Genomic DNA, 22,378 nt, shown 5'->3' with positions numbered 1-22,378 from the left:
TTAATAGCCTGTTACTTTTCGGAACAGGCTATTTTTTTTATGGTATCTTTGCATGATTGTTTTTCCGATGAGTAAATTAAAACAAACAGGTTCCGGTTTTTAACATTTATGGAAATTTTAACCCCACAACAGCTTCACCAATTTGACAATCTTGAATTGCTCGCCAAACAAGTTGTTGAAGGCTTTATCATTGGCTTACATAAAAGCCCTTTTCATGGTTTTTCTGTCGAATTTGCGGAACACAGACTTTACAACAGCGGTGAAACGGTAAAAAACATTGACTGGAAAGTGTTTGCCCGAACTGACAAGTTGTTTGTGAAAAGATTTGAAGAGGAAACCAATCTGCGTTGTCGCATAATTTTAGATGCTTCTTCTTCAATGTATTACCCGGATGATGCCGGTGAGAAAGATAAACCCAGTCTAAATAAATTGCGTTTTTCGATCGCTTCTGTTGCTGCCTTAATGTATGTGTTAAAAAAGCAAAGAGATGCAGTTGGCCTGACAGTTTTTTCAAATCAAGTTGATTGGCATTCAAGGGCAAAATCTACCACAGTGCATCATAACCTTTTATTTGCTCAATTAGAACAACTCCTTCAGCAAAAACCTTACAATAAATCAACATCTGCGGCTCAATGTCTTCATCAAATTGCCGAAAATATTCACCAAAGGTCTTTAGTCATTATTTTCAGCGATATGTTTGAAAATACCGATAATACCGAGGAAATTTTTTCAGCCCTACAACACCTAAAATACAATAAACATGAGGTTATCTTATTTCATGTTGTGGACAATAAGAGAGAATTGGATTTTGAATTTGAAAACCGTCCTTATGAGTTTGTTGATATGGAAACAGGCGAAAAAGTAAAATTGCAGCCCAACCAGGTTCGGGAATTTTACCGTCAGGAATTGGATAAGTTTATCAATGAACTTAAGCTCCGTTGTTTACAGTTTAAAATAGATTTTGTAGCAGCAGATATCAATAAAGATTTTTCTCAAATATTACAACCTTATTTTGTTAAACGTTCAAAAATGATGTGAGAATAAATTTTTGTTTGTCAAAATTCCCGGATTTTTTAAGCCATGTTTCAAAATACTTATTCAGTCTCTTTTTTTTATTCTGAAACGTTATATAGACTTCCGGATGGAAGTCTTCCTGACTTACCGGAATCTACAAATTCGAAAGTCCTGGTGATTAGTAAAACTGTTTCAAATCCTACTGAAAAAGAAATCAATTTTTTGAATAACATACTAAAGGCAATTGGATTAACTTCCGATAAAGTGCTGGTGATTTTTTTACCCGTTTCTGATGTTTTATCTTTTGCAAATATTATCAGAAAATACGAACCTGATACATTGATTTGTTTTGGTTTTTCAAGTACAGATTTACAATTAAATATATCAACCAATTTGTATCAGCCTATTGTTCTGATAAATACCACGTTGATTTTAGCAGATCTATTGAATGTCTTAGAATCAGATCATCACAAAAAAACTTTGTTATGGCAACAGTTGAAGCGAATTTTTAAACTTTAAGTTTTTAGGCATAAATTTTGACCGGTGTATAATTTTAGACCTTTATTGCAGTTGTAATTGCTGAACCATAAATTGTACCCACAATGGTGATATTTTTAAATACAAACAAAATAAATCATTTTACCATGACTTTAAAAAATACGTTGGTCTTATTCTTGTTTCTGCTCATCGGGAGTATAACTGCTTTAGCTCAAGACGACGCTATGTTGTCGAGCGTATTTAAGTATAACGACAATGTAAACACAGAAATCGCTGCTGACAGGCTTTATTCGCATCGTCTTACTATTAACAGCGAAAGCAGCAAAGTTAAATTTTGGGGTAAATTCAGCAAATATTCTGAAAATGTAACCTGCTATTTTGAGTTAAAGGAAGGGATTGTAAGTCTAAAAAAAATCATTGTACTTTCAGATATAGCCGATCGTCAGTCCTATACCGATTTGCTTTATGATTCAAATGGTAATCCAAGTTTGGTTTTTTATACAAATAATTTGAAAAACCCGGGTGCTGCAAACGAACGCTATGTGTTTTCGGGTAAAAAACTTATTTATTATTCAACTACTAAAAACACGGACTTAGGCGCAGTAACAGATTCTTATGATGAAACGAATTTTGAAACCAAACAAATTAACGATTCACTTGAAATGTTGATTAAGGCAGAAAATTTTAAGAAACTATTTGAAGCTATTATTCAGGTTCAAATACCTCCTCAATAAATTTTTTCCATAACTTTCAATCAAGGGTTATGTTTTTGAATTAAAACTAAGCCCGGACAAAGTCTGATTCAAAGGATTTGTCCGGGCTTTTTCTTTACATTTTATATTGAGAATCGGTCAAACAAAATAATTTGAAGTTGAAACCAAGTCCGAAGATTTGTAACTTTACCCTTCTAAATTTTTTTCATAATTTCTATTTATCTATTCATGTCTTTAGTTTTTAATCACCTTCATTGCCATACCCAGTATTCACTTTTAGACGGAGCCGCCAATATTGGAGACTTATTTAAGAAAGCAGCCAATGACGGGATGCGGGGAATGGCAATTACTGACCATGGAAACATGCTTGGGGTGTTTCAATTTGTGTCTGAAGCAGCCAAACACAATAATGGACAGGTAAAACCTATAGTAGGTTGCGAGTTTTATTTGGTTGAAAACCGGCATAAAAGACAGTTTACAAAAGACGACAAAGACCGCAGATTTCACCAGTTATTTCTTGCCAAAAATGCCGAAGGATATAAAAATCTGACGAAGATGTGTTCTCTGGGATTTATAGAAGGTTTATATGGTAAATATCCCAGAATTGACAAAGAGCTGGTATTGCAATATCACAAAGGTTTAATTGCAACAACTTGCTGTCTTGGAGCTGAAGTACCTCAGGCAATTATGAAAAAAGGAGAAGCAGAAGCGAGAAAACTGTTTGAATGGTGGTTAAATATTTTTGGAGAAGATTATTATGTTGAATTACAAAGGCATCATCTTCCTGAACAAGAAATGGTAAATGCGGTGTTGTTGAAATTTGCTAAAGAATACAACGTAAAAATCATAGCTACCAATGATTCTCATTATACTGACCGTGAAAATGCCAATGCTCACGACATTTTGCTGTGTTTAAATACCGGTGAGAAACAAAGCACGCCAAAAATGGATGATTTTGTTGATGATGGTAATATGGTTAAAAACCGGCGTTTTGCTTTTCCCAATGATGAGTTTTATTTTAAAACAACTGCTGAAATGAACACTCTGTTTTCTGATCTACCGGAGTGTTTGGACAATACCAACGAAATTGTTGATAAAGTTGAACCTTTAAAATTAAAACAGGACATTTTATTACCCAATTTTCAAGTACCGGTTGGATTTGTAAATCAGGATGATTACTTAAAACACCTGACCTATGAAGGGGCTTACAAAAGATATAAGGAATTGAATGCAGAAATTGAAGAACGCATCAACTTTGAGTTATTTACCATTAAAACCATGGGGTTTGCAGGTTATTTTCTCATTGTTGCTGATTTTATACAGGCAGGAAGAGAGTTAGGTGTATTGATTGGCCCCGGAAGAGGTTCAGCTGCAGGTTCTGTTGTTGCCTATTGTATAGGAATAACCAATATTGACCCCATCTATTATGGTTTGCTGTTTGAACGTTTTTTGAACCCTGACCGAAAATCAATGCCGGATATTGATACAGATTTTGATGATGAAGGCAGGCAAAAAGTAATAGATTATGTAGTTCATAAATACGGAAAACAACAAGTTGCACATATAGTTACTTACGGTACAATGGCAGCAAAAATGAGCATCAAAGATGTTGCAAGGGTATTAGACCTGCCTTTAAACGAATCTAATGCTTTAGCAAAATTAGTGCCCGACAGAGCCGGTATCAAACTTAACAGGATTTTAACCGCCCCTTTAACAGGCGAAAACAGCCTTGCTTCCAAAGAGCAACTTGTTCAGGAAGACCTGAACAATGCAAAAGCGCTGCGTGAAATTTTAAACGGAAACGATGACCGTGCTAAAGTACTCAAAGAAGCAATGGTTTTAGAAGGGTCGGTTAGAGGAACTGGAATTCATGCCGCAGGAATTATCATTGCACCAAAAGATTTGACAGAAATCATTCCGGTTTGTACATCAAAAGAGACCGAACTTCTAATCACCCAATTTGAAGGAACTGTCATAGAAGACGCGGGGGTTATAAAAATGGATTTTCTGGGTTTGAAAACCTTGACAATTCTACGCGATGCGATTGTCTTGATTAAAAAAAACCACAACATTACCATAGATTTAGATAAACTATCTTTGGGAGATAAAAAAACTTATGAGCTATATCAACGAGGAGAAACGAATGGAACTTTCCAGTTTGAAAGTCCCGGAATGCAAAAATATCTGCGGGAACTAAAACCCGACCGATTTGAAGATTTAATTGCCATGAATGCGCTTTACCGTCCCGGGCCTTTGGAATATATCCCCAATTTTATTGCGCGAAAAAATGGCCGGGAAAAAGTTTCCTACGATCTTCCCGAAATGGAAGAATACCTGAAAGAAACTTATGGGATAACAGTTTATCAGGAACAAGTCATGCTTTTATCTCAAAAGTTAGCCAATTTTACGAAAGGTGATGCAGACGTTTTACGAAAGGCAATGGGAAAAAAACAAATTGCTGTGCTTCAAAAAATGAAAGTTCAGTTTATGGAAAACACAGCAAAAAATGGACATCCTTCCGAAGTTTGTGAAAAAATCTGGACTGATTGGGAAGCTTTTGCCTCTTACGCTTTCAATAAATCTCATTCCACTTGCTATGCTTACGTGGCTTATCAAACAGCCTATTTAAAAGCCCATTTTCCTGCAGAATACATGGCAGCAGTTTTGACTCACAATCAGAGTAATATAGACAAAATCACATTCTTCATGGAAGAATGTCGCCGAATGGGAATTCCGGTTAAAGGGCCAGATGTCAATGAAAGCAATATCCAGTTTTCAGTCAATAAAAAGGGGGAAATCAGATTTGCACTTGCAGCCATTAAAGGGGTAGGCGAAGCTGCCGTTGAAGAAATTTTACGCGAAAGAAATAAAAACGGGAACTTTAGTGGACTGTTTGATTTTGCAAAACGTATCAACCTACGAACAGTAAATAAAAAATCATTTGAAAGTTTAGCCTACTCTGGAGCTTTTGATGGATTCGGGTTAAAACGTTCTCAATATTTCTACATCTCTTTGAATGAACAAATTTCCCTGATAGAAAAAGCTATAAAATTTGGGGGACAATATCAAACTATACAACAGACATCACAGGCTTCTTTGTTTGGAGATAGTTTTGACAATGATATCGAAATACCTAAAATTCCTGATTGTGAAGACTTCCCACTATTGGAACAATTAAATTTTGAACGAGATACTATCGGAATATATTTAACAGGTCATCCTTTAAATGATTATAAAAGGGCTATTGAAAATTTCTGCAACTGTACTTTTGCGATTCTTGAAAAAAACAAAAACAAAGACATCGCGTTAGGGTGTATGGTAATCAGTGCTGATCATCGCATTTCTTCAAATGGAAAAGCCTATGGACGATTTATACTTGAAGATTATGAGAATACACACGAATTGACCTTGTTTGGAGAAGACTATATAAATTTTAAAAACTATTTTGAAAAAGGTCGCTTTTTGTATATCAGAGGAAGATTTGCTCCAAATTATCGGGGAGATAAAGACGAACTAAAAGTAACACAAGTAAAACTTTTATCTTCTGTGTTGGAGGAAATGGCAAGAAAAATTACTTTAAAAGTACCTTCATCTGTAGTCAATGAAAAGTTTATCAAACGGTTGGAACTTTTATGTTCCAAACATCCCGGAACTATGCAAATGTATTTACAACTTATTGATTCCAAAAACAACTATTCGATTGAGCTGGTTTCGACCAAATTCAATCTAGCAGCCGACCACCGTGTTTTAGACACCATAGATCTTTGGGAAAATGTAAGTTATCGTCTGAATTAGTGAACGCTGAAGGAAAGTAATTATACAACTTCTATTTTAGAATGATAATTTCTAAATGCCGGGAGGTGGTAAAGCAAAAAATAAAACAGAAAAATAATGTAGAAAAGCACCGCCCATTACAAACAGATGCCAGATGGCATGATTGTAACGAATGGATTTTGATTCATAAAAATAAACTCCAATCAGATAAGAAGCTCCTCCAAGCGCAAGTAAAACTAATCCTCCTGCATGAATACTTTTAACGATGGGTTTGATGAATAAAATTGATAAAAAACCCATTCCCACATAAAAAAAGGTATCAATTGCTCCTAACTTATCGAATTGATTCCTGAATACAACTTTATAAATAATGCCTAATATGGCAACTCCCCAAATCAACCCTAAAATTAAATAGCCCCATTCTTTTCTGAGGTTATTAAGGGCAAAAGGGGTATAGGTTCCGGCAATCAGTATATAGATTGCAAGATGGTCTATCAATCGAAGCCGTTTTTTGATTTGAATTCGCTCAACCCAATGGTAAAGAGTAGATGAAACAAAAGTTGCCAACATGGAGAATCCAAAAATCAGACAACCAATCAAGATACGGTTGTCTTTGTGCAAATAACCTTTCCAGACTAAAAAAACAATTCCTATAATGCTTAATAGTATTCCGACGGCATGGGTAAGATAGTTGAGTCGCTCTTCTTTTTTGTGGTAATTTGGTAATCTCACGAATGATATGGATTTTTAGGTTTTAAAGAAAACAAAGGTAAAAAAGGAAATTTAAAGAATTACCGGTTATTTGTTAATTCATACAAATTTAAACTGCCGCAAACATGATGTCAGCATATTTTGTAGCTTTAGCGCGCAAAAAAAAGCCGTAACTAATATTTAAAAAATAGAATCAATATGCAAAGAAAGGAACCACTCAGTTTTTGGCAAATCTGGAATATGAGTATAGGATTTCTTGGAATTCAATTTGGGTTTGCATTACAAAACAGCAATGTTAGCAGGATTTTTCAAACACTAAAAGCCGAAATTGATGACCTTCCGATTTTATGGATTGCAGCCCCATTAACCGGATTATTGGTTCAGCCTATCATTGGATATATGAGTGACAGAACCTGGCATCCAACATTTGGTCGCCGGCGTCCTTTCTTTCTATTAGGGGCTATTTTAGCATCAATTTCTTTAATTCTAATTCCTAACTCTCCGGTATTATGGATGGCCGTTGTAATGTTGTGGATTATGGATACTTCATTTAATATAGCCATGGAACCTTTCAGGGCTTTTGTTGGCGATAAGCTTCCGGAAGAACAACGCAACACCGGTTTTGCCATGCAAAGTTTTTTCATAGGTTTAGGAGCAGTAGCAGGTTCTGCAATGCCATATATTTTTACAAATATTCTGAAAATCAGCAATACAGCACCGGAAGGCTACATAGCTCCTTCAGTTAAATATTCGTTTTATGTAGGGGCAATCGCATTTTTGGTAGCAGTTTTATGGACGGTTTTTAAATCAACAGAATATCCGCCGGAAAAGGAAGAGCAGGAAAAGCTAAAATCTCAAACAAGCATCGGGAATATGTTTGCCGAGATTTTCAAAGGGGTGTTTGAGATGCCAAAAACGATGAAACAATTAGCTGTGGTTCAGTTCTTTTCGTGGTTTGCTCTTTTTGCTATGTGGATTTATACTACTTCTGCTGTTACTCTACATCTTTACGGAACTACCGATACCACTTCCGAAATTTATAATAAAGGTGCTGATTGGGTAGGAATTTGTTTCGCAGCTTACAACGGTGTCGCTGCCATTGTCGCCTTTTTTATTCCCCCGTTAGCTCAATACACAAACAGAAGAACTGCTCATTTGATTTGTCTTTTTTTAGGCGGAACCGGATTAATTTCTATTTATTTTATTAACGATCCCAGTTTACTTTTGTTTTCGATGATTGGAGTCGGTGCCGCTTGGGCAAGTATATTGTCAATGCCTTATGCTATGCTGACAGGAGCTTTGCCTGCCGATAGAATGGGTTATTTTATGGGTGTATTTAATTTCTTTATTGTGATACCTCAGATAGTAGCAGCAAGTATTCTCGGATTTATGGTTTCCAGATTTTTTAACAATGATCCGATTTACGCTTTAGTAGTAGGAGGTGTCAGTATGCTTATTGCAGGACTTTTAACATTGTTTGTTGATGACTAAGGAGCCAAAACTTCTGAAGTTTAAATATTTAGTACTCTAGTAAGTTAATATTTCAGAATTTTGAAAGCAAAACTGATTTTTAAGTTTTAGTGCAATTATAACCCTGTAGCCGAAAGATACCCTTTTACAAAATTAGTAGTTTAAAAAACTTATACTGTTTCTTGTGCGTTCTTGCTTAATAATATACATGAAATGACAATCACTGATATTGCTGATATAATCACCGAATCAGTTTCGCTGAAACAAAAAATAATTACCAACACACAAATCCTTAATAGTATTCAACAATCGGGATGGGCGATTATTCATGCTTTTAAATCGAAAAAAAGAGTATGGCTTTGTGGTAATGGAGGTAGTGCAGCTGATGCTCAACATATAGCAGCCGAGCTTTCCGGAAGATTTTACCATGACCGCCCCCCTTTACCTGCTGAAGCACTACATGTAAATTCATCTTATCTAACCGCAGTTGCAAATGATTATGGATTTGATCAGGTTTATGCCAGAATGATTCAGGGTTTTGGAAATGAAGGTGATGTTTTGATAGGAATTTCAACCTCCGGCAAATCACAAAATGTCCTGAACGCATTAGAACAGGCACAGTTAAAAAACATGACAACTATTGGGCTTTGTGGTCAAAATATTGAATTCATAAAGCCGTATTGCCACTATTTGATTGATGTTCCAAGCAACATAACTCCTCGTATTCAGGAGGCGCATATTTTAATCGGCCATATTTTGTGCGAAATGACTGAGCGCGAATTGTTTTCTCTGATTGCAGGTAATTGACAAACAGATATTAACCACATGCCTTTAAGTTTAAACAATTTTAAAAAAGTTCAACAATGGAATATTACCCAAGATTGGACTTTGTTTATTGACAGGGATGGGGTTATCAACACTGATATGGGAAATGTGTATGTAAAATCTTTGGAACAATTTACTTTTATTCAAAATGTGCCGGAATGTCTCGTTATGTTGCGCCGTTTTTTTGGTAAATTTATTGTGGTTTCCAACCAGCAAGGAGTAGGGAAGGGGTTGGTAACTCATCAGGAAGTACAAATGTTGTTTGCACATATTCAAAAATCCGTATCAGACCTAAATGGAAAAATTGATGCATTTTACTATTGTCCTCATTTAGCGGCAGTAAAATGTTTGTGTAGAAAACCCGGAATTGGGATGGCACTTCAGGCGAAAATTGATTTTCCTGATATTGACTTTAAAAAATCGGTTATCATAGGTGACCGCGAAACAGATATGATTTTTGGGAAAAAGGTTGGGATGAAAACGGTTTTAGTAAACAACAACGAATTGTTAACCCCCCCCAAAAATGAAGTAGCAGATATTGTTTGTAAAGATCTGTGTGATTTTACCCAAATTCTTTTGAACATTTAATCAAAAGATTGGAACTAACCGTTCTTCAAATCATTCTTTTAACCATTTTTAGATTGTGTGTACAAACACTACTTTCGGCATGAATTATTCCTTCTTCGTTTAAAAAGTCTGTTCTGACTTTACCTGAAGCATGGATGATTCGCTTTTGATTATCAACAATTCCGACATGTGTAATTCTGTTTTCGCGGTTTGAAAAAAAAGCCAAATCGCCCGGAGCCACATTTTTAAAATCCTCCACCAGAATACCCTGCTCTGCTTGTTGAAAGGCATCTCTTTTTATAGGGATACCTGAAACTTTGAAAAGCAACTGTGTAAAACCTGAGCAATCTATGCCAAACAAAGTTCTGCCGCCCCATAAATAGGGCGTTTCTAAAAACAGATCCGTATAAGTCAATACATTATTTGATGAATTTTCTTTCAAGTTCGTAGTTATATTATTCCCATTAAAACGAAAGTTTAAGTTGCCCAATTTACCCACTCCATCTGAAAACAAAGGCAAGGTACTGCCCCATGAAATCAGGGTTTTCTTTCCATTAATATCTACCCAATTAATCGGTTCTAAAGAATAGGTTTTTTCTTCAGATTTTGTGATTTTTTGAAACTCTGATTGCGATAAAGGTAAATACTGTTTTTCATCAATCCAGCCAAAATAATCATCATCAGTACAAACAATCCGGAGCCATGGACTCATTCTTTCAACAATGGTAAAAGTTTCTCCAAACAATAACTGACTGACCATTTCACTTTTATCCGAAGGCAAATTGCGCAAAGGAATCACACTTAAACTGCAAATTCCATAGTAAGTATTCAACATGATTTATTGAGTTGATGAACAGATTTCTAATTTAAGAGTAATCCTAAACTCCGGTTTTTACATTAGCAATTCTACCAGATTCCAATAAATCAATTGTTTTTCGATAAACAGAAACCAACTCTTTGTTTTCTTCCAATTGAATGGTCAGATATTTATTTGCTTCTGCAACCAAATCATATTTTTGGGTTAACTCGCTGAATTTGTATTTTAGTTCGTTCATTTCTTCTGACAATTGCCGGTATTTCAATGCGGTTTGTTCCAAAGCATCTATTGTGTTTTGCTTATTCATTGATTGCATTTTTTCTTCAGATAGCCTTTCAGAAAGATTCTGATTTTCTTTTTCGAGGCTTTTAACTTTCAGGTTCAGTTTTTCTAAATCGTCCACAAATTTTTGCTTTTCCAGCAAAAGTTGTTCGTACTGTTTTTTTATAGAAGTTAGTTGTAAAATTGCATTGGTTAAAGTTTCTTCATTTTGGTGACTTTCAGATAACTGCTTATTAGTTTTTTCCTGTTCGAGTTCAAGCTGATGTATATTGCTGTTTGACTGATGCAATAAAAATTGAAGTTCTTTTTGTTGTTCACCAAGTAACTCCGCCTGAGCCTTAAATGATTGCATATATTCTAACTGTACAAGTTGCTCTTCATTTTCTGTTTCAACCTTTTTAATAAGTTTATTTAGTTCTTCAATTTGATTTCGCAACGAAGAACTGTCGTCTTGAAGTTTGTTGCGTTCATTCTCCCAATATTTACTCTGCTCGATAGTTCTGTTCAGTTTTATACTTGTTTGTTCAAGTTTTAACTGCAATTTTGTCGCAACATCCTTTAATTTAACGTATTTTAAATGATGGTAAACTGAAAAAGCTACAATAATACAAAGCTGTATTAAAAGAAAAATCAGAATATCGTATAGCATGACAAGAATTTTTATAAACAGATAAAGCGATTGTCCCCCGAATATAAAAGGAAAGTTTGTAATCCTGTATCTCAAATACCAAAAAAATAAAACCAAAGCCAAAACCGGCATTTACAAACCATAAACTATATAAATCTGACAAAATTCAAAAATTTAGTCCGTATTGGTTGATTAGAAAATTGTGCATTGTATATTGTAGCCTGAAATCTTTTTAATTTTCATAGATTAGAAAATAATTGATTCCCTAATCTTTAAAATAATTTTTAGTTAATTTTAAAAAAAAAGAACATGGCTGTAGAACTAAAAAATCCGTTTACCTGGGTAGAAATTTACGTAGAAGACATGAACAGGGCTCAGAAATTTTACGAAACTGTTTTTGAAATTCAACTAACCCAGCTCCCAATGCCTGAAGGCATGGGCAATATGCAAATGTTAAGTTTTCCCTGGGCAGAGGGTAAAAGTAATATCAGCGGAGCATTGGTAAAAATGGAAGATATGAAACCGGGAACCGGTGGAACTTTGGTTTATTTTGCCTGTGAAGATTGTTCAGTTGAAGAAAGCAGAGTGGGAAACGCTAATGGCATGGTTTTACAACCCAAAATGTCAATTGGCGATTATGGTTTTTGTTCAATTGTTATGGATACTGAAGGCAATACAATCGGACTTCATTCAATCAAGTAAACAATATTATTTGAAATTTAACAGAGCATAGAAAGAATTGCGTTTACATGATCAAAATTCTGAAGATTCGATAGATTAAATTTTATCTATCCTACTATTCTGCTTACTCGAAATTTAGTTCTAATAAATCTAATAGCTTTCTTTTTTAGAACAAATGCCTTAACAGAAATTTGATGTTGGTAAATACAATCCAATTTAAATAGGATAATTTAGATAACTAAAAGAAAACCGGTCATTAAAAAGTTATTTGCTTTTTTAAATGGCTGTATGTCAGGTGTTTATTTCTTTTAAACTGATTTGAACACTATATATTATTGTTGCATTTTACAAGTTAATTATACTTGTTCATAACAAACATTAGTAATAATGAATATTGAAATCAACAAAGATGCTCCTGTAAAGTGCAGCAAGACAATAACTATAAATTCCAGTGTTGAAAAAGTATGGTCAATATTAACAAATATTGACAACTGGGGCACATGGCAAACAGATATTACAAATCCAAAATTGAATGGAGTTTTAAAGCCTGGAACGACATTTAACTGGAAAACAGGTGGCGTAAAAATTTTATCAACCATTCATACAGTAAAGCCTAATTCACTTTTTGGTTGGACAGGAAAAGCCTTTGGTACTTTTGCTATTCATAATTTTGAGTTAAGCAGAAAAGACGATTTAACATCCGTTACAGTTCAAGAAAGCATGGAAGGTTTTCTTGTAAAACTTTTTAAAAACTCCTTTAAAAACAATCTTGAAAAGGGGATGAATTCCTGGCTTGACTTATTAAAGAAAGAATGTGAAAAACAGAACGACTGAAAACTGTATGATTTTAACAGGCGGCTAAATGAACAGGCTGAGTATATTTGAGGCTGATTGTTTTTTTGGAGTACAGCATTTAAGCATCGGGAATGCAATTTGCTAATCAATAAATTGCGTTTATTAATAAGTTATGTAGAAGAAACTTCTTCAAATAACCAACCAATTCTCATAGTTCCGGTATTGACATTTATGGTGGAAAGCCTGTTTCTATTCAATTACCCGCGATTCCAATTAACCTTCGACTTTCTCATAGACCTAATAGCGGAAGTGTAAAAGCGAAAGTCAACTTAAAAGGTATTGCTCCTTCAACAAAGATATGGCTTCAATTGAGATGCTTTAACAGCAAAGGATGCAGCGAATTGAGCAATATGGCAATAACTTTAGTCAGATAGGTAATATGTATAAACCTGTTCTCAAAAGCCTTTGTAATTATTACAATGGCTTTTTCTTAATATTATCCGATAAAATTGGGTTTCTTTTTCTTTAGTTAGTGCTTTGATTTTTACGCAAAATAGATTGTAACTGATTAAAAATTTGCAGATATTTACCTCAAATTTAACAGGAATTTTTTGCTCAGAATAGGATAAAGATTCAATTTTTAATTTAAAATGAAACATATCTTATTAGCCACATGTGCTTTATTGATTTTTTTTAATTTGAAAACAGAGGCTCAGGTGTATTGCAAAAATGATTCCTCTGAGCCTGTTTGGTTGTCATTAGCTTATCATTATACCCCTAAAACAGGGGATAAATGGCAAGAAGGCAACTGGGTTTCCGAGGGTTGGTATTATATTCCGACCGGAACAACCAAACAAATACATAATTTTATTGGAATAGATGAGAATGTCGGTTTAGCTTATGAATTTTATTATTTTGCGTTTCAACCAGAAAAAAAGGAATGGACCGGATATCGCCCTTTTTTAACGGATATTGATCCGAATAAAGATTTTAAGTCCGATTTATTAGATTTCAGGATTTATCAGGCAGATTTGCTTGATGCTTATCCTGAAAATATTTTTTTGGTTCCGTTTAAATTCAGATTCGCAACCGGTCAGAGGTTTGGAACTTATACCATTGTTTTGAAAGACACCGATTAATTCAGTTATTTTGTTCTGTTATAATCAAGCAGAAACTTATTGTATTTTAGCAAAAACTCAAATCAAATAAAATATGCAACATCTGTCTTTTTCAGCAATTTCGGGGTGGTTAAAAATTCTTATGTGTTTATGTGTAATAGTTTTTGTATTAGAGGGCTGTAAGAAAGATGAAGAAGAAAATGACGAAAGTATTTTTAAAAATTCGGTTGGCACTGCTATCAATCCCACAGATACATTGCCTTTTGAACCAATCGAAGTTAACCCTTTAAACCCATGTAACGATAGCTATTTACCATTGGTGATGGTACATGGTGTTTTGGCATCCGGAGATACTTATGCACTTCAAATAATGCGATTTACTTCAAATGGTTATTGTAATGATCGTTTGTTTACATTTGACTGGAATAGTATTGGCAATGGAATAGATAATGCTGCTCTTTTGGATGAATTTATAGACGAAGTGCTGAATATAACCAATGTTGATAAAGTAGAGCTGGTAGGCCATTCTGCCGGAGGAAGTTTGGGATATAATTATCTGTCCAATCCTGCAAGGGCTGCTAAAGTTGCTCATTATGTACATATTGGAAGTGGTGTTCAATCAGGACCTGCCGGTAGCGGTTCTGTTCCTACGCTAAATATTTGGTCTGAAGGAGATGAAGTAGTTTCAGGAGGTGATATATCCGGTGCTACTAATGTAAAACTTACTGATGCAGACCATTATCAGGTAGCTACAAGTGTTGAATCGTTTGAAGCGATGTTTACCTTTTTTAGAGGGATATCACCCCAAACTTCAGAAATTTTGGGCGAACACCGGTTTAAAGTAGGTGGAAAGGCGGTTACTTTAGGTGAGAACGCCCCATTATCAGGAGCAACTGTAAGGGTATATGAAGTGAATCCTGAAACAGGTTGGAGGATAACAGAACAACCACAGGCAACTTTTATTACAGATTCAAAAGGTTTTTGGGGAGATTTTATGCCAAAGCCAAATACGCCCTATGAATTTTTAATCCAAAGTACAGTTGCCGGCGACCGCCCGGTTCATTATTATAGAGAAGGATTTACACATACAAATACACATGTTTACCTTCGGACTTTACCTCCGCCGGGATCTTTGGCCGGTATTTTATTGGGAGGATTGCCTAAAAATGACAATCAATCGGCTGTGGCTGTTTTCGCTTCTTCGCAGGCAGTTATAAATGGTAGAGATGAATTGTTTATCAACAGCACAGAATTGTCGAGTGCTAATTTTGCTCCGGCCTCCAAAACTGCTATTGCTTTTTTTGTGTATGATGCCAACAATAACCAAACAACCGACAATACGGCTATTACACTTTTTGGATTAACCCCTTTCCTTGCAGGGGTTGATGTTTTTTTACCTGCTTCCGAACCTTCAACCATCAGTTTAACTTTAAACAACCGGAATCTGAACATCCGCAATTGGCCTTCAGAATCTGAAGGTATCATTGTTCCGGTATTTGATTGATTTTTCAGGTGCATATCTATTTTTGAAAAAAAGACTGTTCTAAACAGTTTGGCTATCTTTGCCTTGTTTTTTTAGAAGTTATGTTTTAGTTGCTCAAAAACTGTTTATGTATAAAAAAGACAGAATAATTCTGGTTACTAATGATGATGGAATTACTTCGGGAGGCATTCGTGCTTTGGTAGAAGTGATGCAGGAATTTGGAACAGTTGTGGTTGTTGCACCCGATAAACCTCAGTCTGCTATGGGTCATGCAATTACCATTCACTTCCCTTTAAGGTTATCGAAAGTAGATATTTTTGAAGATGTAGTCGCTTATGCCTGTTCCGGTACTCCTGTGGATTGCGTGAAACTGGCAGTAGATAAAATATTACACCGCAAGCCTGATTTATGTGTTTCCGGTATAAATCACGGAGCTAATTCTTCAATCAATGTCATTTATTCGGGGACACTTTCAGCGGCGATGGAAGCTTCGCTGGAAAAAATTCCCGCAATCGGGTTTTCACTTCTGAATTATAGTTCTAAAGCAGATATGAACCCTTCCAAGAAATTTGTGAGGATGATTGTTCAAAATATGCTTACAAAAGGGGTTCCTAATTTTCATTTATTAAATGTCAATATTCCAAATTTGCCTGAAAATGAAATAAAAGGAGTTAAGATTTGCCGGCAGGCAAAAGCGAAGTGGGAAGAAGAGTTTGACGAGCGGAAAGACCCGCAGGGGAGTACCTATTATTGGCTAACCGGAAAATTTGTTTGTATGGATGATGGAACAGATACCGATATTTATGCCCTTGACAATGGGTTTGTTTCTGTGGTTCCCGTGCAGCATGATTTGACGGCTTATCAGGATATCTCATTTATAATGGATAACTGGGGCATGGAATAGTCATTCTATTATTTGTAAACTGACCATTTTTTCCGGGTTTTTACCATTCTACTACCACTTTGCCGATTGTTTGCCGGGTTTGAAGCAAATCATGAGCTTTTGCAAGTTCTGAAATTGGAAACACTCCTCCGGTAATTGGTTTGAAATCTCCGTTCTGATATCCTTTGACAACTTTTGTGAGTGCTTTTTGAAGCAATTCCGGTTTATTATCGGCAATTCGAAGCATATTTACCCCTATCAAACTGACAGAGCGCATCATAAACTGTATGGGATGGTAAAAACCAAATTCGAGCGCTTTAACAGCAGTATTAAACATGTTTGCACCCGACAATCCGGCAGCTCCATAACAAACCAATCTTCCACCGGAATTTAACATTTTAAAGCTCTTCCTGACAAAACTACCTCCTACAGAATCAAAAATTACATCCAACTTGCCATTTGGCGAAGTCTGTGCAATAATCTTTGCCACCTCCTGCTTTTGATAGTTAACCGGAACATCTACGCCCAATTGGCGTAAGACTTCCAATTTTGAATCCGACCCCGCGGTTCCATAAATATAACATCCGTTTTTTTTTGCAATTTGAGTTAGTGCAATTCCAACACCTCCGGCTGCTGCCTGAATCAATACACGGTCAGATGGTTGAAGATTAATGGCGATACATGCAGCATAATATGCGGTGCAATATTGAGTGGCTAAAGCTGCCGCTTCTGCATGACTTATGTTATCCGGGATGGCAACCACTCCGTTTGCCTGTGCAATTACTTGTGTAGAATAACCGCCAAATCTCGTAAAGGCAAGCACCCTTTGTCCGGGTTTCAAATCTTTAACCTCACTTCCGGTTTCGATAACATGTCCAACAACTTCATAACCGATAACAGCCGGTAATGGAGGGCAATCCGGATATTTGCCCAATCGGGCAGTAACGTCCGCAAAATTAAGTCCAAACGCTTTGACTTCAATTTTAACCTCATTTGAACGACACATCGGTAAATCCGGTAAGGTTTGAATTTCAAACGCATTTTTTGAACTTCCGTTTTTGACCAAAACTGCTGCTTGCATCAACAAGTAGATTTATTGTTTGTTAAGGATAATTGTATTCTGATATCCGGGTCTGTTGATTTCATCTGAAAATGTAACCGATAGTGTGGATGGCGAAATCAATTGATAGCGTATCTGGTTTGGATAAGGTAATTCCCGGTTTTCAAAAATTAAATCTTTATCTGTAGAAATGCCAGAAAGCGGATAGTAGGCTTCTTTTCCGGTTTCCGGATGTTTTAAGATATATACTAGTGTATTGTTTGTGGATTTTATACTTGAAGATTCTGAAAAAACGGTTTTATCGTTTTGATGGGTCGAAATAGTTCCTGTTCCGTTACTGTTCCATGTTTCTGAGATTTGTATGCCGTCAGTTACTTTAGTCCATATACCCCAAAGCCACGAAATTTGAGTTAAATTATCAATTTGGTTTGTTATGCCCGCGCCCGGGCTGACCTCAGTTTTTGCCGGTGTTGATGTTTTATCTGTAACTGTTTTTGGTTTTGCCCTTTTTTCAGCCAAACCGGAAGATTTATCCTTTTCAGCACTTTTGGCGGAAGGAGTGGTTTTTGAAGCAGGGATTTGCTCTGAAGCAAGCCTGTCTGATTTTCGAAGAGACTGAGTGTTATCGTCTAAAGGGCTGTAATATCTCGAAAAATTGAGATAGTCCTGATCTTTTCCCTTCACCGATTCTGATTCCACATTTGCAAACAATTTGCTGTTTTCTTCAAATTGAACATCTTGTGTTGTCTTAGTTATCTCTTTTTCAGCATTTGGAGCGGAGGCCATTGGTGTTGAACCATAAGGGGGTTGGCTTTCAGATGATGCAATTGTTTCATCATTCTCTATATCTTCTTTTTTTAATTTAGAATCCCTGATTGACTTTTTAGTGATATAAGATTTAGTTTCCTGAGCAGCCTGTATATTTTCTTCTGATTTCGTTAACTCTGAACTATACATAGAATCATGAGCAGATATTTCTGCAACCGCCTTTTCATTGTTGCCAACAGGTTCATTTAAGAGTGCAATTTGTCCGGTTTTTTCAGATTCATTTTGTTTTAGCAGATAGAGGGTGATTGGAGAAACCAAAAGGATGACCAATGCAGCAGCAGCCACATAAAGCCAGGTTTTTCTTTTAAAAAACAAATTTTTTGTTTTGACCACCGGACTTCGTTCAACAGACAGACGGTGCTCGAGTTTCAGCCATACCTCTTCGGCCGGCATTTTGTCAAACTGCCTTTGATTATCTCTGAAAATTTGGTCAATATCTTCTAAGTTCATTGTCAAATCTGTTTTACGAGCCGGTAAACTTCCGGTTATTGCTGTATATAAAGTAAAATATTTGGGTTTGCAGGATAGTTTTCAATAAATAGCGGGTGTTTGTTTTTGTCTTTTATGGGGTTTATGGCTTTTTCTGTTTTTCTTCCGTAAATTTTGAAATACAGTCAGCTTAAACTTATGACATTGCCTATACGGTTTTACTCAAAAATTTTTGCAACATTCTTCTTGCTTTAAGGACCTGAGATTTTGAGGTGTTAACACTTATCTGAAGCATTGCAGCGATTTCTTCGTGCGAATAGCCTTCAATGGCATACAGGTTAAAAATGGTTCTGTATCCGTTTGGCAGTTTGGTTAATAATTGCAAAATATCGCTTTCGGTGATTTTGGAATCCGTCTGTTCATCTGCAACGCCCTGATAGGTGGTGTCTAATTCGTCATAAGTAATATTTTTTTGAGTGTTTTGTTTCCTGATTAAAGACAAGGCTTCATTTACCATAATTTTTCTAATCCATCCTTCAAAACTTCCAATTCCTTTATAGTTTTCCAAATGACAGAATACTTTAAAAAAACCACCTACCAAAACCTCCTCTGCATCTGCTTCGTTTTGGATGTATCGCCGGCAAACTCCGAACATAGCGGACGCAAAACGCTCATACAACAAACGCTGTGCATTTCTATTCCCTTCAATACATTGTATGATGAGTTGATTTTCGGTCACCGGTCAGATAGTTAGTATAATTTTCCTGGTTGTTTGGGTATTTTCTATTCAGGCAAATTTGTTTTTCTGAAAAAAATTTAAGTTTGGAAGAATAATAAATTCAACTTTGGTAATTTAACTGCCGCTTGTTGGTGTAGGATATTAAATATAACTCAAATTGTATGATATATACTTTTAGAGCCTGCCAATATAGATGCAAACTTTGACATTTCAGGTGTCTTACCTGTTTTTTTTCTATGGATACTACTGAACAACCTACTTTGTTTATGAGTTATGATTCTTGTTTTTAAAATCCCAAAGAATTTCCGTTACCTCCTCACTTTTTAAACTGAATGAATATTAATGGACAATATGAACAACAGGCCTGATAAATCTAAGCTGATAGTTTGGTTAAAAAGGGTGGGTTTTGCCGGATTTATGTTTTTCTTTCTCAAAGGATTGGTTTGGATAGCCGTGTTTATTTTTGCCGCTAAATCATGCGGTTAAATTCTTTTACCTTTTATTTTTTCAAACGGTTCAAACCGGCTTTTGCCTGTTGTTCGATGCTGTTTTGGTATTCGTGGTTTTTGTATTCCATAGCTTTCCGGTAATATAAAGCGGCGTTTTGTTTGTTGCCTGATTGTTCATACAATTTTCCTAATTCAAGACAGGACTTGGGTGCAAAATAATAAGGAGAATCTTTACTCAGCAAAATAGTTTGAGAATAAAAAGCAATTGCATTGTCATATTGTTTTAATCCATCAAAAATCCGTGCCTTTCTGTAAGTGTATTCTAATTGAAGCGGAAGCGCAGAATAGCTCTGAAGCAGAAAATTCTGCAAAGTTTGCAATGCTTTTTGGTAATAGCCTCCATCAAATAAAAGGCGGGCTTTCAATAAATTTATATCGGGGACTTCGTTGCTTTCAGCCGATTTTAAGGCCTGTTTGTCTAAGTCAATCAGCGCTTTACCTCTTTCTTTGACATATTGCATGTATTGCCGGTATTTTTCCGGTTTACTTTTCAGCAAATTGGCCCAGGCAATTTTTTGGTAAGCGTCTTTCAGATAATTGCTGCCTTTAAAATTTGAGGTAAAACTGAACAAATAAATATCGGCATCCGAATCCAAACGGTTTAATTTACAAACTCCCAGGAGGTAATCGAGATAGAAAAAATTGATATATCCGGCTCCGGTGGGTTTGTGTTGAAGAATGTGGATGGCTTCTTCATTTCTTCCCGTTTTCATGGCGATGTTTGCTGCCACGAAGCAGTTGAAGAGATTGTTTTTTTTGGGCAGTTCTTCGACAATTTCCCATGCTTTTTCAGGCTTGGCATCTAAATATAGCAGTAAAAAAGATTGAAGAATTAACCCTTCTTCTCTGAACAACTGCTCTTTTTGTAACCCCTGAGCTAAAAATATGGCTATTTCATTCATTCCCTGCTTTAAATTTCCCTCCATTCCAATCAGCTTTACCCCCCATCTGTATTGGTCGGGAATGGTACCTATAAAGGCATGAATTGCACCCAAAGATTTTAAATTAGGATAAAAATCAGGGAAGCGCTGTTGATTTTCGATCAGCAGTTTATAGGCTTTTTGCACCTCCATAAATGCTTTGAAATATTGCTCGAACTTTAACCTGACCAAAGCCCATTGAAGGTTGATTTCTGCCTGAGAATATAGATAATAGGGCGAGTTTTTATCAGATTTTGACAGAATGGCTAACCGTTGGTTTTTATATGCCTCGAGACGGTTAAATTCTTCTGTTTCTTCGTTGATAAAAACCGTGATGACATCGGCATAATTTTCCAGCAACAGCGTAATTTGATTACCGGGGTTTGACAATTTTTCTGAAGCAATCAGTTTCTTTGCTTCTTTTAGCTGCAAACTCATGATTGCCCGGTAAGCCTCTTTGCATTGCTTGTTCATGTCGAATGAACCTGCAAAAACAGCGTTGAACGCCAATAAAACAAACAGGCAGAGAAAGAACAGAAACCGGAGATTTGGCAAAATGGAGGGTTTAAAGAGTTGGTGCTTGAGTTTCGGTGATTTCTTCGACCGGTTTGGTTTTTCGCACAAAAGTTTCGGCTTCAGATAATGCCTGCAGATGTTGGTCAACCGTAGGATGAGCTTTTGCAAACTTTACCAGATCTGCTAACTGCATCAGTTGATTTAACTGAAACAGTGCGTTTTTTTCAATGGAAATTTTTTTGAGTGCGCGGATAGTTTCATCGGTGGTTAGTTCTAAGGCCTGAATTTGATACCGGTTTTCGATATATTCCCGTAAAACATCGGTCAGCTCGCTGTAATATTGTTTTTCCTGCCCTTGCTGCCAATATTTTGCTTTATCCAACTCCTGCAATCTTTTTAAAGCTACTACATGAGGTGGTGGGGGAGGAGGAAGCGGTTTTTCTTCAAATCGCGGTTTCTTTTTGCTTTTTTGATACCAAAACCAAAGAAGCAGGATCAACCCAATTCCCAATATTGCCAATAAATAAGGAAGTATCTTTTCCCAAAAACTCTTTGGAAGTTCCAGAATTGGTGCAATATCTTTTATGTCGCTTTCCGGGTTAATTTCGGGTTCTGTGACTAAGATGGTTTGCATATCCGTGCGCAAAACTCCTCCGCTGCCGGATTGTTTGTTTCGATAGCTGAACGTTTGAGTAGGTATTACCATAGTATCTGCTTCGAAAGCCGTTACAGTCAGCTTTTGAGTGATTTTTAACTGCCCGTTCTCCATAGTCGTTGTATCGGGCAATGCCATCTCCGTGATTTCAAATTTTCCAAGACTATCTGCCTTAAACGGCCAAACAATCTGAATATCAGGATTGCAGATAACTTCTATGTTTATGTTCAGGGCATCCCCAATCATGATTTGGGTTTTGTCGGGGGTTAATCGGACTGTAGGTTTTTGTGCTTGCATTTTGCTGAAAACAAACAGCAACATCACGAATAAAATGGCACTTGTCAAACTCCTCATGCACGAAAAGATTATTTTGGTTGCAAAGTTAGGGGATGATCATATATATTTAAAGATTTACCACGAGAAATACCCTCTTTAAAGGTTCGGTATGTTTTTAAATACCTTA

Annotated in this window: 20 protein-coding genes; 12 read left to right on the top strand and 8 right to left on the bottom strand. The window is 36.0% G+C overall.

What is annotated here, in order from left to right:
* Positions 1 to 108: 108 nt before the first annotated feature.
* From IPM47_15255 to dnaE, 4 genes are all read left to right on the top strand, one after another.
* Positions 109 to 1,038 carry a DUF58 domain-containing protein gene (locus IPM47_15255; protein ID QQS28214.1) on the top strand — a complete coding sequence of 310 codons (930 nt, stop codon included), beginning with the start codon at positions 109 to 111 and terminating at the stop codon, positions 1,036 to 1,038.
* 42 nt (positions 1,039 to 1,080) lie between these two features.
* Positions 1,081 to 1,533, top strand: a complete 453-nt coding sequence (locus IPM47_15250; GenBank protein QQS28213.1) for a hypothetical protein — start codon at positions 1,081 to 1,083, stop codon at positions 1,531 to 1,533.
* 125 nt (positions 1,534 to 1,658) lie between these two features.
* Positions 1,659 to 2,246, top strand: a complete 588-nt coding sequence (locus IPM47_15245) for a hypothetical protein (GenBank protein QQS28212.1) — start codon at positions 1,659 to 1,661, stop codon at positions 2,244 to 2,246.
* 207 nt (positions 2,247 to 2,453) lie between these two features.
* Entirely contained in the window at positions 2,454 to 6,020 is a 3,567-nt protein-coding gene (dnaE, locus tag IPM47_15240; protein QQS28211.1) for a DNA polymerase III subunit alpha, read from the top strand.
* Between the two features lie 51 nt (positions 6,021 to 6,071).
* Here dnaE and IPM47_15235 read toward each other — a convergent pair whose 3' ends face one another.
* Complete coding sequence (locus tag IPM47_15235) at positions 6,072 to 6,731, bottom strand: hemolysin III family protein (GenBank protein ID QQS28210.1); 660 nt, start codon at positions 6,729 to 6,731, stop codon at positions 6,072 to 6,074.
* Between the two features lie 219 nt (positions 6,732 to 6,950).
* On the opposite strand from IPM47_15235, the gene IPM47_15230 reads away from it, so the two are divergent.
* The 3 genes from IPM47_15230 (at position 6,951) to IPM47_15220 (ending at position 9,593) form a co-directional block, all read left to right on the top strand.
* Positions 6,951 to 8,201: an MFS transporter gene (locus IPM47_15230; protein QQS31492.1), complete on the top strand. Its 1,251-nt coding sequence runs from the start codon at positions 6,951 to 6,953 to the stop codon at positions 8,199 to 8,201.
* A gap of 192 nt (positions 8,202 to 8,393) precedes the next feature.
* On the top strand, positions 8,394 to 8,987 hold the full coding sequence (locus IPM47_15225) for an SIS domain-containing protein (protein ID QQS28209.1): 594 nt from the start codon (positions 8,394 to 8,396) through the stop codon (positions 8,985 to 8,987).
* An 18-nt stretch (positions 8,988 to 9,005) separates the two neighbouring features.
* On the top strand, positions 9,006 to 9,593 hold the full coding sequence (locus IPM47_15220; GenBank protein ID QQS28208.1) for an HAD-IIIA family hydrolase: 588 nt from the start codon (positions 9,006 to 9,008) through the stop codon (positions 9,591 to 9,593).
* 25 nt (positions 9,594 to 9,618) lie between these two features.
* Here the strand turns inward: IPM47_15220 and IPM47_15215 are convergent, their stop codons facing one another.
* Positions 9,619 to 10,407 (bottom strand): C40 family peptidase, encoded by a 789-nt coding sequence (locus IPM47_15215; GenBank protein QQS28207.1) that lies wholly within the window; start codon positions 10,405 to 10,407, stop codon positions 9,619 to 9,621.
* Positions 10,408 to 10,450: 43 nt separating this feature from the next.
* Positions 10,451 to 11,320 carry a hypothetical protein gene (locus tag IPM47_15210; GenBank protein ID QQS28206.1) on the bottom strand — a complete coding sequence of 290 codons (870 nt, stop codon included), beginning with the start codon at positions 11,318 to 11,320 and terminating at the stop codon, positions 10,451 to 10,453.
* 288 nt (positions 11,321 to 11,608) lie between these two features.
* On the opposite strand from IPM47_15210, the gene IPM47_15205 reads away from it, so the two are divergent.
* The 5 genes from IPM47_15205 (at position 11,609) to surE (ending at position 16,280) form a co-directional block, all read left to right on the top strand.
* Positions 11,609 to 12,001 carry a VOC family protein gene (locus IPM47_15205; protein QQS28205.1) on the top strand — a complete coding sequence of 131 codons (393 nt, stop codon included), beginning with the start codon at positions 11,609 to 11,611 and terminating at the stop codon, positions 11,999 to 12,001.
* A 366-nt stretch (positions 12,002 to 12,367) separates the two neighbouring features.
* Positions 12,368 to 12,814 (top strand): SRPBCC family protein, encoded by a 447-nt coding sequence (locus IPM47_15200; protein ID QQS28204.1) that lies wholly within the window; start codon positions 12,368 to 12,370, stop codon positions 12,812 to 12,814.
* A gap of 611 nt (positions 12,815 to 13,425) precedes the next feature.
* On the top strand, positions 13,426 to 13,914 hold the full coding sequence (locus tag IPM47_15195; GenBank protein ID QQS28203.1) for a hypothetical protein: 489 nt from the start codon (positions 13,426 to 13,428) through the stop codon (positions 13,912 to 13,914).
* Between the two features lie 73 nt (positions 13,915 to 13,987).
* Positions 13,988 to 15,397 (top strand): hypothetical protein, encoded by a 1,410-nt coding sequence (locus IPM47_15190; GenBank protein QQS28202.1) that lies wholly within the window; start codon positions 13,988 to 13,990, stop codon positions 15,395 to 15,397.
* A gap of 106 nt (positions 15,398 to 15,503) precedes the next feature.
* Positions 15,504 to 16,280, top strand: coding sequence for a 5'/3'-nucleotidase SurE (gene surE / locus IPM47_15185; protein ID QQS28201.1), 777 nt, complete (start codon positions 15,504 to 15,506; stop codon positions 16,278 to 16,280).
* 40 nt (positions 16,281 to 16,320) lie between these two features.
* Here surE and IPM47_15180 read toward each other — a convergent pair whose 3' ends face one another.
* The 5 genes from IPM47_15180 to IPM47_15160 all read right to left on the bottom strand — a co-directional run bounded on the left by IPM47_15180 (position 16,321) and on the right by IPM47_15160 (position 22,269).
* Complete coding sequence (locus tag IPM47_15180; GenBank protein ID QQS28200.1) at positions 16,321 to 17,340, bottom strand: zinc-binding dehydrogenase; 1,020 nt, start codon at positions 17,338 to 17,340, stop codon at positions 16,321 to 16,323.
* 12 nt (positions 17,341 to 17,352) lie between these two features.
* On the bottom strand, positions 17,353 to 18,597 hold the full coding sequence (locus IPM47_15175; GenBank protein ID QQS28199.1) for a hypothetical protein: 1,245 nt from the start codon (positions 18,595 to 18,597) through the stop codon (positions 17,353 to 17,355).
* A gap of 187 nt (positions 18,598 to 18,784) precedes the next feature.
* Positions 18,785 to 19,315, bottom strand: coding sequence for an RNA polymerase sigma factor (locus tag IPM47_15170; GenBank protein ID QQS28198.1), 531 nt, complete (start codon positions 19,313 to 19,315; stop codon positions 18,785 to 18,787).
* A 499-nt stretch (positions 19,316 to 19,814) separates the two neighbouring features.
* Positions 19,815 to 21,299, bottom strand: a complete 1,485-nt coding sequence (locus IPM47_15165; GenBank protein ID QQS28197.1) for a tetratricopeptide repeat protein — start codon at positions 21,297 to 21,299, stop codon at positions 19,815 to 19,817.
* Between the two features lie 10 nt (positions 21,300 to 21,309).
* Positions 21,310 to 22,269: a hypothetical protein gene (locus tag IPM47_15160; protein QQS28196.1), complete on the bottom strand. Its 960-nt coding sequence runs from the start codon at positions 22,267 to 22,269 to the stop codon at positions 21,310 to 21,312.
* Positions 22,270 to 22,378 lie beyond the last annotated feature (109 nt).

The sequence above is a fragment of the Sphingobacteriales bacterium genome, from assembly GCA_016700115.1.
Classification (GTDB): Bacteria; Bacteroidota; Bacteroidia; order Chitinophagales; family UBA2359; genus UBA2359.
This window is presented reverse-complemented; position numbering and strand designations above follow the sequence as displayed.

Excerpts from the sequence above, each read along its gene's own strand:
- IPM47_15215 (QQS28207.1), bottom strand. The coding sequence starts at position 10,407 with ATGTTGAATACTTACTATGGAATTTGCAGTTTAAGTGTGATTCCTTTG.
- IPM47_15210 (QQS28206.1), bottom strand. The coding sequence starts at position 11,320 with ATGCTATACGATATTCTGATTTTTCTTTTAATACAGCTTTGTATTATT.
- IPM47_15225 (QQS28209.1), top strand. The coding sequence starts at position 8,394 with ATGACAATCACTGATATTGCTGATATAATCACCGAATCAGTTTCGCTG.
- IPM47_15245 (QQS28212.1), top strand. The coding sequence starts at position 1,659 with ATGACTTTAAAAAATACGTTGGTCTTATTCTTGTTTCTGCTCATCGGG.
- IPM47_15255 (QQS28214.1), top strand. The coding sequence starts at position 109 with ATGGAAATTTTAACCCCACAACAGCTTCACCAATTTGACAATCTTGAA.
- IPM47_15205 (QQS28205.1), top strand. The coding sequence starts at position 11,609 with ATGGCTGTAGAACTAAAAAATCCGTTTACCTGGGTAGAAATTTACGTA.
- IPM47_15220 (QQS28208.1), top strand. The coding sequence starts at position 9,006 with ATGCCTTTAAGTTTAAACAATTTTAAAAAAGTTCAACAATGGAATATT.
- IPM47_15175 (QQS28199.1), bottom strand. The coding sequence starts at position 18,597 with ATGAACTTAGAAGATATTGACCAAATTTTCAGAGATAATCAAAGGCAG.
- IPM47_15200 (QQS28204.1), top strand. The coding sequence starts at position 12,368 with ATGAATATTGAAATCAACAAAGATGCTCCTGTAAAGTGCAGCAAGACA.
- IPM47_15180 (QQS28200.1), bottom strand. The coding sequence starts at position 17,340 with ATGCAAGCAGCAGTTTTGGTCAAAAACGGAAGTTCAAAAAATGCGTTT.
- IPM47_15190 (QQS28202.1), top strand. The coding sequence starts at position 13,988 with ATGCAACATCTGTCTTTTTCAGCAATTTCGGGGTGGTTAAAAATTCTT.
- IPM47_15160 (QQS28196.1), bottom strand. The coding sequence starts at position 22,269 with ATGAGGAGTTTGACAAGTGCCATTTTATTCGTGATGTTGCTGTTTGTT.
- IPM47_15195 (QQS28203.1), top strand. The coding sequence starts at position 13,426 with ATGAAACATATCTTATTAGCCACATGTGCTTTATTGATTTTTTTTAAT.
- IPM47_15230 (QQS31492.1), top strand. The coding sequence starts at position 6,951 with ATGAGTATAGGATTTCTTGGAATTCAATTTGGGTTTGCATTACAAAAC.
- dnaE (QQS28211.1), top strand. The coding sequence starts at position 2,454 with ATGTCTTTAGTTTTTAATCACCTTCATTGCCATACCCAGTATTCACTT.
- IPM47_15250 (QQS28213.1), top strand. The coding sequence starts at position 1,081 with ATGTTTCAAAATACTTATTCAGTCTCTTTTTTTTATTCTGAAACGTTA.
- surE (QQS28201.1), top strand. The coding sequence starts at position 15,504 with ATGTATAAAAAAGACAGAATAATTCTGGTTACTAATGATGATGGAATT.